Below are 13,047 nucleotides of genomic sequence, written 5' to 3'. Positions count from 1 at the left end.
TCATTGAGCTAATAGTGAACATATAATAAAACTCTAAAATAAACGATTTTGATATACCATAACTACCTTACTTCGCTCTTGTAAGTCAATGAAAAAATCATTCATTTACTTAACAAATGAAGGTAATGTCGTAACAACCTATTGAATAATCTCTATTAAATGAGTATTTGTAATATTTAAATTGATTAAAGTTAAATCAATAACTCTTTACTCATTAACACACCATTAAGATCAGCATAGATATAATCCCCAGGCGAAATAATCTGAGTGTTGATAGTTACGGATACCTGTTGCTCCCCTGCGCCTCTTTTTTCGGTTTTAAATGGAGATGCACCCAATGCCTTTAATCCAAGTGGCATTGTTTTTATAGCACCCACATCTCTCACTGCCCCGTAAACCACTACACCTTCCCATTGGTTTTCAACAGCGAGTGTCGCAACTTGATCACCAAGCAACGCTTTTTGACAAGAACCATTTCCATCGATAAATAGCACTTTACCTTTACCGTTATTTTGTAGAACGTCTCTTACTAAAGAATTATCTTGATAACAACGTACCGTTACAATTTCACCATAAAAGCACGCTTTTCCACCATAATTTTTAAACTCAACATCAATGAGCTGCACTTTATCTTCAAACTGGTCACATATATCCGGTAATAAATCCATTTTATTTTCTCCTTGTTTGTAAAACTGATTAAACAATAACAACATTTGTTAAGGTGAGTATCGATATTACACGCAGATGATTACAAATTTAACATAACCATGTTCCTCTGTTTATAACTACACTGTATTGATATCGATTGCTATTGACCTAAATCAATAAAATGTATGGAAATAAAAATCGCTTATTGTTAGAATGGTGTTAATGAATTAAAATCCCCCCTTCTAATGGAGTTTTAGCTAGTCGCTCACAAAATTAGAGCTTTGTAATGTTATTAAGTATATATTTAATAACAACCACCAAGGATGGCGTACCGTTTAGGTATCTATTCTTCAATTGACATTTTAGTCTACTATTGAAGAATCTATTTCCTATTTGTAAATTTTTTATTATAGAATTAACATTCTTAATTCTACTTTTGACTTTAATCAGTTAGTTAGGTACCGCCCATGCAAAACCCTCAGATCCTAATCGTTGAAGATGAACACGTAACTCGTAATACACTTAAAAGCATTTTTGAAGCAGAAGGCTACAATGTTTTTGAAGCGAGTGACGGCGAAGAAATGCACTCAGTACTTTCTGAGCAGCAACTTAATCTTGTGATTATGGATATCAACCTTCCAGGTAAAAATGGCCTTCTCCTTGCTCGTGAACTTCGCGAACGTGGTGATATGGCTCTTATGTTCCTAACAGGTAGAGACAACGAAGTTGATAAGATTTTAGGCTTAGAGATAGGTGCTGATGATTACATCACTAAACCATTTAATCCTCGCGAACTTACTATTCGTGCACGTAACTTATTAACTCGCTCAATGAATCAAAGCACAACTGTTGAAGATAAAAAAACAGTTGAGCGTTATGCATTCAATGGTTGGACAGTTGAAATTAATAGCCGTTCTCTTGTTAGTCCAAGCGGTGAAAGCTACAAGCTTCCTCGCTCAGAGTTCCGTGCTTTACTTCACTTCTGTGAAAACCCAGGCAAGATCCAGACTCGTGCTGATCTTCTTAAGAAAATGACAGGTCGTGAGCTTAAACCACATGACCGTACTGTTGATGTGACGATTCGTCGTATCCGCAAGCATTTTGAATCAGTAACTGATACTCCTGAGATCATTGCTACGATTCACGGTGAAGGTTACCGCTTCTGTGGTGATTTAGAAGAGCTATAAGACTTCTTCTTTAACTCATCAATAAAAATGCCCAGCTATCACTAGCTGGGCATTTTTTATGCTTAACGATTAACTGCTATAACAACCTAAATATCGTATTAATAAACGGTATCGATCTGAACATCGATCTCGATGACCCATTCATTATTCGTTTCAATCGCAATATCTACTGGCTGGCTGGGATCTATATTATAAAAAGACTGCCCCGCCACTTCCCATGTATGGTTATCATGCACACGCACTTCAAATTCATCTTCCGCAACTTCCCATGATTGTTCTCCTTGGCGAAGAACTACGGTATTAATTATTAACTCAGGTGCAATAACTTGCTTCGACGTTAATGTCAGTGCGAAATTAACTTTACTCTCGTCCTTTTCATCGCCAATGGTAGGCATTTGGTCTACCCAAACGGCTGAGTTAAGTTGGATTTTAGCATTCATCATTTCTATTTGGTTATCCTGACTCCAATCTGCTTGAGATTGAGATGTCATTTGACAGCCTGATAATGCGATCATCATTACTGATGCAAATAGTGCCCTTTTCATAGTATCCCTTATTTAGCTTGTTGTTCTAACCAGCTTTTTAATATCAATATATCATTTTCATATTCATTTTTAATTTCTTCAACCCAATCATCTATATTTTCCCACCACGCAGGTAAGTCCGGAGATTGTGCTTTTTGAGCTACTTGCTGAATATGTTTTAAACCAATAGAGCCAGCAGCCCCTTTCATTTTGTGCGTTTCAAACACGATACCGTCTTGATCTCTTGCTGTCATATTGGTATCTAAAATTTGGATGTATTCTTTCATGCTATTTTCAAACATTTCAATACTGCTATAAATCGGTTTGGTTCCGACAATATCAATGTAAGACTCTAGCATTTCTATATCTAACAAACGATCCATCAACTGTTCATTCTCTAGTTGCTCTGTCGTCTTTGTTATCGCTATTGGTATTAATTTTTTCTGTGCGATTTTCTTATCTGACATTGAGAAAAGATCAAGTACTTCAGTCAAGGCTTTCACACTGAGTGGTTTACTGATCGCTTCATCCATGCCTTTTTCAAAATATTCATCTTTCTCTTTTAATAAATTTGCCGTCAACGCCACTAATGGTGGTAACTCATCAAATTTTTCTCTCAAAGTTTGTGCAACATCAAAGCCCGTCATGTCTGGTAACTGAATATCCAGTAAGGCTAAATCGTATTTAGTTGGATCAAATTGCTTAATAGCATCCTCACCACACATAGCAACATCTACGGTATGACCAAGGCTTTCAAGCAATGAACGAGCGACAGTAACATTCAACTCTATATCTTCAAGCATGAATATACGCAATGATTTCGCACTTTTCGCGTCAGGCATCGCTTCTTCTTCTTCAGCATGATCTATTAAAGGCACATTAATAGTTACGATAAAGGTACTTCCAAATCCAAGGTCACTGGTTACTGTGATGTCTCCATCCATCAAATTAATCAACTCTTTCGATACAGCAAGTCCAATCCCTGTACCTACTGCATGCAGGTTATCCTTGCCCTGTTTGACTTGATAATACATCGCAAATACATTTTCTAATTCGGACTCTGGGATACCAATACCTGTATCTTCAACCTCAAAAGTAATTTCAGCATTGTCTTGAAAAATATCAGCACTTACTGACATAACAACACCGCCTTCTTTGGTAAATTTAGTCGCATTGCCAATGAGATTCCAAAGTACTTGTCGTAATCGAGTACTATCAACAACAATGTTTGCTGGTAAATCAGTTAATCTTTCAAGATCGAAACGCAGCCCTTTTTGCTCAGCCATGAGACCTGAAATATTTTCCATCTCAGTAACAAAACTAATAAAATCAAGTGGTTTTGGGAGAAGCTCTAGTTTACGTCGATCAAACTTATCCATATCGATAATATCGTTAAATATATTACCAAGAGTGATCGCACTGACATTGATGGTTCTCATGTAATTATGCTGCTCATCATCAAGGCGGGTATCGAGCAACATCCGACTTAAACCAACAATACCATTTAACGGGGTTCTTAATTCATGACTAATGGTTGAAATAAAAGTGGTTTTATCACGACTGGCTTTTTGTAACGCCTCTTCATACTCTTTACGCTCGGTAATATTTCGTCCAAAACCAACCAACCCGAGATGACGACCCGACTTACTGTAAAATGGGATCTTACTCAATTCAAAACACGCTTTTCGCCCATCAGGATAGTCAAGCCATTGCTCATAAGTTAAGGCCTGATCTTCTCTCAATACCTGTCTATCGGTATCAATAACTTTCGCCGCAACTTCTGCGTTATACACATCCTTAGGTGATAAGCCGATCAACTCTTTTTCTTTTTTACCGGTCAGTTCTTCCATTGCCTTATTACAGCCAGAAAAAAGGCCTAAGTCATTACGGTAATAAATAATATCTGGTGAGGTATCTAGGTAAGAACGGAGAAGTGCGGTTTGTTCTGCTAATTCTAATTGTGCTTTTTCACGCTGGAATACTTCGTTTTCAAGATCTTCCATCGCTTCTTGTCGAGCATCTTCGGCTTTTTCACGCTCTTCAATTTCTTGATTAAGATTTTTTACATTACCTTGTAATTTTTTATTTAAATCTAAGTCACGCGCGCGCATTTCTTCCATCTTACTGACTAGCTTTGACAGTCTCTGACGAGAATCTTCTAAGTGTTCGACCACAACAGATAAGAAAAAAACAGCCCAAGGCGTGATCAATAAACCAAAGAAAACGGAACGGACGATATCTAAATCATTCACCTCACCGCTTAAAACAAGTGTGACGCCAACTTGGACGATAACGGCCAAGGCCACTAAGGCAATAGCAAGTAATAGGCTAAAACGAACGATGCCAAGTCTCATCATGAGATCGACATAAAATTGCGCGAGAATTTTTAACTGCTTCATAAACACACCCTGATAGTATTCGGATAAATAATATCAGGGTTAAGTCGATTTGAGTTATTTTTTCAATACTGGTTGGGTATATTTGAAAGGTTTGTTAATCAACGAGCCTTGAGCTCCAGTCTCATTCAATGCCATTCCGACATTCGTTAACCCTAACCAACGTGGCTCGCACCATAACGGTGATAGCAGAGTTGGTCTTCTTGCTGTAGCAGAAACTCGATGATAAACCACCTCTGGCGGTGTTAAACGAATGAGCTCACAGGCAACCTCAATATACTCATTCATCTCTGGCGCTTCAATTTTCCCTGCTCGCCACGCTTTGGCCATGGTACTGCCTTCGACAATATGCAATGGATGCAATTTAAGCCCATCCGTCCCTGTCTCTAATACTTTAGCTAACGTCATTCGGTTATCGTCTCTGGTATCGCCAGGTAAACCAATAATTAAATGCGTACACACCTTAATACCAAGCGCTCTCGCTTTGCGAGTAATACCATCATAACAAGCATAATCATGGCCTCTATTTATACGCTTTAAAGTTTTATCATTTGCCGTTTGTAATCCAAGCTCTAACCAAACTTCATAACCATTATCAACATAGCCTTTCAATAAGTCTAATACTGCATCAGGAACACAATCAGGGCGAGTACCAACACACAACCCAACGATGTTTGCGGATTTAAGCGCTTCTTCATACATGTTTTTTAGCACTTGCACTTCAGCAAAGGTATTGGTGTATGCCTGAAAATAAGCAAGATATTTTTTAGCTCGCTGAACTTCACCTGCTCTATCGGTTAATTGATCATGAATTGATTTGAATTGTTCAGTCTCATCAGAAAAAGAAGCTACATTACAAAATGTACACCCTCCTTTACCAATCGTCCCATCTCTATTAGGGCAGCTAAAACCACCATGAAGTGTCAGTTTATGTACTTTCTCTCCATATCTGCGTTGTAAATCTTGGCCAAATGTATTTGCTAGTTCATGAAGTTGCATTGCGGTAACCAATAATAAATCAAAGACTTAGTTCATAAACAAAAAGAAGTCTCACTTCTATTTATGAAAGTTGCTAACTCGTTTGTAAAAAAAGACCGTAAATAATATCTAAATAAACCAGTATTAACTCTAATTTATATCAATAAAAGGCGCATAAAGTGGCAATTTAATAGCAATAAAGCCCATTTATTATAAATACTTATTCATTTTGAGTAAAAAAAGTGAAGATTACGTGCAACTTTAGTTGGTATTTAATATGACAAAAATGTAGGATAGTTACATCGTTAAATAGATTAATTTGCCATCAACACGAATGTTGAGGCGTTTCGATAGTGATATCTATCCTCAAACCACAAATACAACGGATTACACTGTATTTGATTGATATCACAATGGATGGGTTCGTTTGCACGTCATAATAAGTGATGCTAGCAAACACCAGAATGGATTCAAACTTGCTACCTCTTGAGACTAACTCACAGCAAGTTCGATTTGAAAATTAGCAAAGGACTAGACAGAAACTTACGTAGAGAAGTTGTGTCTGCAAAATACTGGAAGGATGTATCTATGGTAGATAGAGAGCAGAATGCACAGGGCATGTATACTCCGGAACTGGAGCATGATGCATGTGGTATCGGTTTTGTCGCTCACCTCAAGAACCGTAAATCTCATGATGTGGTAACTCAAGCACTCGATATGCTTGCGCGTATGGAACACCGTGGTGGTCAAGGCTGTGATCCATGCAGTGGTGACGGCGCAGGTATTCTTTTACAAAAACCTCATGAATTTTTATTAGAAGAAGCTGTTAATCTTGGTATTAAACTGCCTTCTTTTGAAAAATACGGTGTAGGTGTTGTACTGTTCCCTAAAGACGAACATAAACGTCAACAATGTCGCGATATTTTAGAGCGTAATGCTCAACGCCTTGATTTAGAAATTCTTGGTTATCGTTTACTCCCTGTTGATAATTCAATGCTGGGAGATGATCCTCTAAGCACTGAGCCTCAGTTTGAGCATATCTTCATTTCTGGTGGCCCATCAATGACCCCAGAAGAGCTTGAACGTAAGCTTTATGTTCTACGTAATTATACGGTGCGTGTTTGTTTAGAAAGTATTTCTAATATTGGTGATGACTTTTACATTAACTCATTATCGTATAAAACCTTAGTGTACAAAGGCCAGTTAACAACAGAACAAGTTCCTCAGTACTTCTTAGATTTGCAGAACCCAACCATGGTCACTGCATTAGCGCTAGTTCACTCTCGCTTCTCAACAAATACCTTCCCACGCTGGCGTCTTGCTCAACCATTCCGTTACATTGCACACAATGGTGAGATCAATACCGTTCGTGGTAACTTGAATTGGATGAAAGCTCGTGAAGCGATCATCGAATCCGATCTATTTAGCCAGCAAGAAATGGATATGCTACTTCCTATTTGTCAGGAAGGCAGCTCAGATTCATCAAACTTTGATATGGCGTTAGAGCTGCTTGTTCTTTCTGGCCGTAGTTTGCCTCACGCATTAATGATGATGATCCCTGAAGCGTGGCAAGAAAATAAGAACATGGATCCTACGCGTCGTGCATTCTATCAATACCATGCCAACGTAATGGAACCTTGGGATGGACCTGCCTCTATTTGTTTCACTGATGGTGTTCAAGTAGGAGCAACCCTTGACCGTAATGGTCTTCGTCCATCTCGTTATACCGTGACAAAAGATGACTTCCTTGTCATGGCGTCGGAATCTGGAGTGGTTGACATTGCTCCTGAAAATGTTGAATTCCGTGGTCGCCTGCAACCAGGCCGTATCTTTGTTGCTGATCTAGAGCAAGGTCGTATTATTTCTGATGAAGAAGTAAAAGACGGTATTGCTAACTCACAACCTTACGAAAAATGGGTTGAAGAGAATCTATTAAATTTAAACAAACTGCCTGAAGCGACAAACCAATTCAGTCAACCTTCTCCTGAGCGCCTACTGAATCGCCAGCAAGCCTTTGGTGTTACCTCGGAAGAAGTGAATGAAATTATCCTGCCATTAGCTAAAACAGCTTATGAACCATTGACAGCAATGGGTGCCGATTGGCCACTAGCGATTCTTTCACATCAATCTCAGCATTTATCTAATTACTTTAAGCAACTGTTTGCACAAGTAACTAACCCACCGATCGACCCGATCCGTGAGCGTATGGTTATGTCGCTTAATACTTATTTAGGTAAAGACCAAAACTTACTTACTGAAACCCCTGAGCATTGCCAAAAGGTAGAACTTGAGTCGCCTGTATTATCTAACTCAGAGTTAGAAAAACTGCGTGCGATTGATAACGAACACCTACAAGCTAAAACTCTAGATATCGTTTTCCAAGCAAGTGAAGATTCAGGCAAGCTTGAACGCGCACTTAAACGTATCTGTCAGTACGCAGAAGATGCGGTGAATGATGGCTACTCAATCATTCTACTGACTGACCGAGCAGTTAACTCTAACCACGCTGCAATTCCTGCAATGTTGGCAGTTGGCGCCGTTCATCATCACTTAATTCGTAAAGGGTTACGTGCTAAGTGTGACATCGTTATAGAGACGGGTGATGCTCGTGAAACGCATCATTTTGCTACACTGGTTGGTTACGGCGCAAATGCGGTTAACCCATACCTAGTAATTGAAACAATTGTTGAACTGCAACGAGTTAAAAAGCTAGACCCAACAGTTCACCCAAAAGAATTGTTTGATAACTACCGTAAAGGGGTTAATGGCGGCCTACTTAAGATTTTCTCTAAGATGGGCATTTCAACACTGCAGTCATACCATGGTGCTCAAATCTTTGAAGCGCTTGGTATCAGTAAATCAGTGGTTGATAAATACTTCACCGGTACCGTTTCTCGTATCCAAGGTCTAACGATTGATGATATCGCAAAAGAAGTTCTAATCCGTCACCGAGTTGGCTACCCAACTCGCGAGATCCCAATGCAGGTTCTTGATGTAGGCGGTGTGTATCAGTGGAAACAACGTGGTGAAAAACACCTATTTAACCCTGAAACAATTTCGCTGCTTCAAGAATCAACACGTAATAAAGATTACGTTCAGTTTAAGAAATATACAAAAGCCGTTGATGATCAAGGTGATAATGCAGCAACACTGCGTAGCCAATTAGACTTCATTAAAAATCCGGCAGGATCTATTCCTTTAGATGAAGTAGAACCTATTGAGAAAATCTTAAAACGTTTTGCCACTGGTGCAATGTCGTTTGGTTCAATCTCGCACGAAGCTCACTCAACACTTGCTGTTGCAATGAACCGTATCGGTGCTAAATCTAACTCAGGTGAAGGTGGTGAAGACCCGATTCGTTTTGAGAAAAAAGATAATGGTGACTGGGAACGTTCAGCAATTAAACAAGTGGCTTCTGGTCGATTTGGAGTTACCTCTTACTACCTAACTAACGCTGATGAACTGCAAATTAAGATGGCTCAAGGCGCGAAACCTGGTGAAGGTGGTCAACTACCAGGAGACAAGGTTGATGACTGGATTGGTGCAACACGTCACTCAACTCCAGGAGTTGGCCTAATTTCACCACCGCCACATCACGATATTTATTCAATCGAAGATTTAGCTCAACTTATTTACGATCTGAAAAATGCCAACCGTAAAGGCCGTGTTAACGTTAAGTTAGTATCTGAAGCTGGTGTTGGTACTATCGCCTCTGGTGTTGCAAAAGCAAAAGCAGATGTGGTTCTTATCGCAGGCTTCGATGGCGGTACTGGTGCATCTCCAATGTCTTCTATTCGCCACACAGGTCTTCCGTGGGAGTTAGGTTTGGCTGAGACACACCAAACACTACTGAAAAATGGGTTGCGTAACCGTATCGTTGTTCAGTCTGATGGCCAAATGAAAACACCTCGAGATCTTGCAGTAGCAACACTTCTTGGTGCAGAAGAATGGGGAGTAGCAACAGCAGCACTCGTTGTTGAAGGTTGTATCATGATGCGTAAGTGTCATAAAAACACCTGCCCTGTTGGTATCGCAACACAAAACAAAACACTACGTGAGCGTTTCGATGGTCGTGTAGAAGATGTAGTGACTTTCTTCCAATATATGGCTGAAGGTTTACGTGAAGTGATGGCTGAACTTGGTTTCCGAACTATCAATGAGATGGTAGGTCAATCTCATAAACTGAAAGTACGTGACGATATCGGCCACTGGAAATACAAAAACTTAGATTTATCACCAGTACTGCACGTTGAGCAACCTCGCACGGAAGATGGTATCTACAATCAGAAACAACAACAGCACAATCTTGAAGATGTTTTAGATAGAAAACTAATCCAAGTTGCTATCCCTGCACTTGAGAACGGTGATGCTGTTAGTGCTGAGTTTGACATAATTAATACTGACCGAAGTGTGGGTACAATGCTGTCAAATGAGATATCTAAAGTTTATAAAGACCAAGGCTTGCCACAACCAATGAATGTTAAATTCAATGGTTCAGCAGGACAAAGTTTAGGTGCTTTCTTAGCGAAAGGCGTAAAATTTGAAGTCGAAGGCGATGCCAATGATTACTGGGGTAAAGGCTTATCTGGCGGTACGCTAGTACTTTATCCAAATGCAAAATCAACCATCATTGCAGAAGATAACATTATTGTTGGTAACGTATGCTTCTACGGTGCTACATCAGGTGAATCTTATATTCGTGGTATGGCTGGTGAGCGTTTCTGTGTGCGTAACTCAGGCGCACGAGTTGTCGTTGAAGGCGTTGGTGACCACGGTTGTGAATACATGACTGGTGGTGTTGCACTAATTCTTGGTTCTACAGGTCGTAACTTTGCCGCAGGCATGAGCGGCGGTGTTGCATACGTTTGGGATAAAGCGGGGGATTTTGAAACTAAGCTAAACCCTGAGTTGGTTGACCTAGATCCTATCGAGCAAGAAGATAAAGATCTTCTATTAGATATGCTAACAAAACATGTTGAGTTCACAGGAAGTGAAGTTGCTCAGTCTTTCTTAGATAATTTTGAAGTAAACTTAGCCTCTCTGGCTAAAGTAATGCCACGTGATTACAAAGCAGTACTTCAAAAGCGTAAGACTGAAGCACAACAAGTTCAAACGGAAGAAGTGGAGGCAGTATAATGGGTAAGCCTACTGGATTTTTAGAGCATGGTCGTGAGCTACCGAAGAAACTCGACCCAACAGTTCGAATTCAAGATAATAAAGAATTTGTATTGAATAATGAGTTTGCCGACAAGATTGGCACACAAGCTTCTCGTTGTATGGATTGTGGTGTCCCGTTTTGTCATAACGGCTGCCCAATTGGTAACATCATTCCTGAGTTTAATGATGCGGTATATCGAGATAGCTGGGAAGAGGCATGGAAGATCTTAAGCTCGACCAACAACTTCCCAGAATTCACTGGTCGTGTTTGTCCTGCGCCATGTGAAAGTGCCTGTGTTCTTGGTATTAACCAAGACCCAATCACTATCTGTAATATCGAAAAAACTATTGTAGAAACCGCGTACCGTGAAGGGTACGCCCAACCTAAAAAACCTCGTTCTCGCACAGGTAAAACTGTCGCTATCATTGGCTCAGGTCCTGCTGGTTTAGCTGCGGCTGAGCAATTAAATAGTGCAGGTCACTCTGTTACTGTTTATGAACGAGATGAGAAAGTCGGAGGCCTACTGCGCTTTGGTATCCCTGATTTCAAATTAGGGATGGATATCATTGACCGCAAAATCAACTTAATGGCCGATGCGGGAATTAAGTTTGAAGTTAACGCGCATATTGGTATCGATATTAATGCACAGCAATTACGCCAAGACTTTGATGTTGTTTTACTAACAGGTGGTTCTACTATTCCAAGAGATCTACCAATTCCTGGTCGTGAGCTGAACGGAGTTCACTTTGCGATGGAGTTTTTAGGTCAAAATAACCGCCGTGCCAATGATATGGATCTTAAAACCAAAGAGATCCACGCTAAAGACAAACACATTGTAGTTATCGGCGGTGGAGATACAGGTTCTGACTGTGTAGGTACATCAAATCGTCATGGTGCAGCAAGCATAACTCAAGTTGAGATAATGCCGATCCCACCAGAAAAACGCCCTGTAAATATGCCTTGGCCTCAGTATCCAATGATCATGAAAACAACGACTTCTCACGAAGAAGGCTGTGAGCGTCATTGGAATATCTTAACCAAAGAGTTTATCTCTGATGACGAAGGTAATGTGAAAGGCCTTCGCATTGCTGATATCGTTTGGCAAGATGCTAAACCTGGTGAACGCCCAGGTTTTGATGAAGTAGCTGGCAGTGAACGTATTATCCCATGTGACCAAGCATTCTTAGCAATGGGCTTCTTACATCCAGAACCAAGCGGTGTATTAGCACAATTAGACATTAAACTTGATGACCGTGGTAACGTAGCGACTGATGGCTATGCAACCAACCAAAAAGGTGTTTTTGCCGCCGGTGATATGCGTACTGGCCAATCATTAATTGTACGTTGTATTAATGAAGGTCGTGAATGCTCTCGAGAAGTTGATGCTTACCTTATGGGTAATTCGAATCTAGAAGCAAAAGCGGATTCATTGATGTTATCTGCATCATAGTTTTAAAATAAATTAATTCAGATTTCCTTCCAAACCTTTGGCCAACATTTCGATGTTGGCCTTTTTTATTCTATACTGATAACGCCTATTCAAAAAATGTACTTACTTATGATAAAAATAATATCCATACTTTCAGTATTACTAACACTTACCGCCTGCAGTAAAGGAATCGATAAGATGTCTGATAAATCAAAAATGATGTGTGCAGATAAACCTAATTGTATATCTACATTAGAAACCAGAACTGATTTCAAAGCAGCTCCTTTCACTCTTAACAGTTCTAATACAAAAATAGAGTCTATCGCTCAAATAGCAGAGCAGCTTAAAGGTGCCAAAATAGCGGTTATTAGCGGAAACTACGCCAGAATTGAATCAACAAGTACTGTATTTCGCTTTGTTGATGACTTAGAACTTAGAATAGAGGGAAACAATCTAATTGTTCGTTCTGAGTCCCGAACAGGACACTCTGATTTTGGCGTAAATAAAAAACGTGTAGAACAATTAAGAGCAATGCTATTAGAACAGGGCTTAATTTCTCAGTAGAAAAAGATCTTCAATAGAAGTCTAACCAACTGAACTGCTACTTCGCAGTGTCTATTCTGCATCATTCATTTTCTACAGATGTAAAAAAGCCCTAATCTTTCGATTAGAGCTTTTTAAAATAGTGGCTACGTTAACGGGACTTTCTATCAACCTTGAAAGCGAC

The 13,047-nt window shown here is 39.7% G+C and carries 8 protein-coding genes; 4 read left to right on the top strand and 4 right to left on the bottom strand.

What is annotated here, in order from left to right:
- Positions 1 to 191: 191 nt before the first annotated feature.
- Entirely contained in the window at positions 192 to 668 is a 477-nt protein-coding gene (locus tag Q1K78_RS05020) for a putative 4-hydroxy-4-methyl-2-oxoglutarate aldolase (RefSeq protein ID WP_300175060.1), read from the bottom strand.
- A gap of 447 nt (positions 669 to 1,115) precedes the next feature.
- Between Q1K78_RS05020 and arcA the strand changes: the two genes are divergently transcribed.
- The gene (gene arcA / locus Q1K78_RS05015) at positions 1,116 to 1,835 is read left to right on the top strand and encodes a two-component system response regulator ArcA (RefSeq protein ID WP_300175058.1); all 720 of its coding nucleotides are present in this window, start codon (positions 1,116 to 1,118) and stop codon (positions 1,833 to 1,835) included.
- Between the two features lie 98 nt (positions 1,836 to 1,933).
- Here arcA and Q1K78_RS05010 read toward each other — a convergent pair whose 3' ends face one another.
- From Q1K78_RS05010 to Q1K78_RS05000, 3 genes are read right to left on the bottom strand one after another with little or no spacing between them, the layout of a single operon-like run.
- The gene (locus tag Q1K78_RS05010; protein ID WP_300175056.1) at positions 1,934 to 2,380 is read right to left on the bottom strand and encodes a hypothetical protein; all 447 of its coding nucleotides are present in this window, start codon (positions 2,378 to 2,380) and stop codon (positions 1,934 to 1,936) included.
- Between the two features lie 8 nt (positions 2,381 to 2,388).
- Positions 2,389 to 4,758 (bottom strand): aerobic respiration two-component sensor histidine kinase ArcB, encoded by a 2,370-nt coding sequence (gene arcB, locus Q1K78_RS05005; protein ID WP_300175054.1) that lies wholly within the window; start codon positions 4,756 to 4,758, stop codon positions 2,389 to 2,391.
- A gap of 54 nt (positions 4,759 to 4,812) precedes the next feature.
- Entirely contained in the window at positions 4,813 to 5,754 is a 942-nt protein-coding gene (locus Q1K78_RS05000) for a TIGR01212 family radical SAM protein (RefSeq protein ID WP_300175052.1), read from the bottom strand.
- Positions 5,755 to 6,321: 567 nt separating this feature from the next.
- Here Q1K78_RS05000 and gltB point away from each other — a divergent pair.
- The 3 genes from gltB (at position 6,322) to Q1K78_RS04985 (ending at position 12,884) form a co-directional block, all read left to right on the top strand.
- Positions 6,322 to 10,869, top strand: coding sequence for a glutamate synthase large subunit (gene gltB / locus Q1K78_RS04995; RefSeq protein WP_300175195.1), 4,548 nt, complete (start codon positions 6,322 to 6,324; stop codon positions 10,867 to 10,869).
- Entirely contained in the window at positions 10,869 to 12,341 is a 1,473-nt protein-coding gene (locus Q1K78_RS04990) for a glutamate synthase subunit beta (protein WP_300175050.1), read from the top strand. The genes gltB and Q1K78_RS04990 overlap by 1 nt, the downstream gene beginning before the upstream one ends.
- A 111-nt stretch (positions 12,342 to 12,452) precedes the next feature.
- Positions 12,453 to 12,884: a DUF1499 domain-containing protein gene (locus tag Q1K78_RS04985; RefSeq protein ID WP_300175193.1), complete on the top strand. Its 432-nt coding sequence runs from the start codon at positions 12,453 to 12,455 to the stop codon at positions 12,882 to 12,884.
- The last annotated feature ends 163 nt before the right edge of the window (positions 12,885 to 13,047 follow it).

Origin of the sequence: uncultured Aliivibrio sp. (assembly GCF_946479765.1) — a bacterium.
In the GTDB taxonomy this organism is placed as follows: domain Bacteria; phylum Pseudomonadota; class Gammaproteobacteria; order Enterobacterales; family Vibrionaceae; genus Aliivibrio.
Note: the sequence above shows the minus strand (reverse complement) of the source record. Positions and strands in the feature narration are given on the sequence as shown.

Excerpts from the sequence above, each read along its gene's own strand:
- Q1K78_RS05010 (WP_300175056.1), bottom strand. The coding sequence starts at position 2,380 with ATGAAAAGGGCACTATTTGCATCAGTAATGATGATCGCATTATCAGGC.
- Q1K78_RS05020 (WP_300175060.1), bottom strand. The coding sequence starts at position 668 with ATGGATTTATTACCGGATATATGTGACCAGTTTGAAGATAAAGTGCAG.
- gltB (WP_300175195.1), top strand. The coding sequence starts at position 6,322 with ATGGTAGATAGAGAGCAGAATGCACAGGGCATGTATACTCCGGAACTG.
- Q1K78_RS05000 (WP_300175052.1), bottom strand. The coding sequence starts at position 5,754 with ATGCAACTTCATGAACTAGCAAATACATTTGGCCAAGATTTACAACGC.
- arcB (WP_300175054.1), bottom strand. The coding sequence starts at position 4,758 with ATGAAGCAGTTAAAAATTCTCGCGCAATTTTATGTCGATCTCATGATG.
- arcA (WP_300175058.1), top strand. The coding sequence starts at position 1,116 with ATGCAAAACCCTCAGATCCTAATCGTTGAAGATGAACACGTAACTCGT.
- Q1K78_RS04990 (WP_300175050.1), top strand. The coding sequence starts at position 10,869 with ATGGGTAAGCCTACTGGATTTTTAGAGCATGGTCGTGAGCTACCGAAG.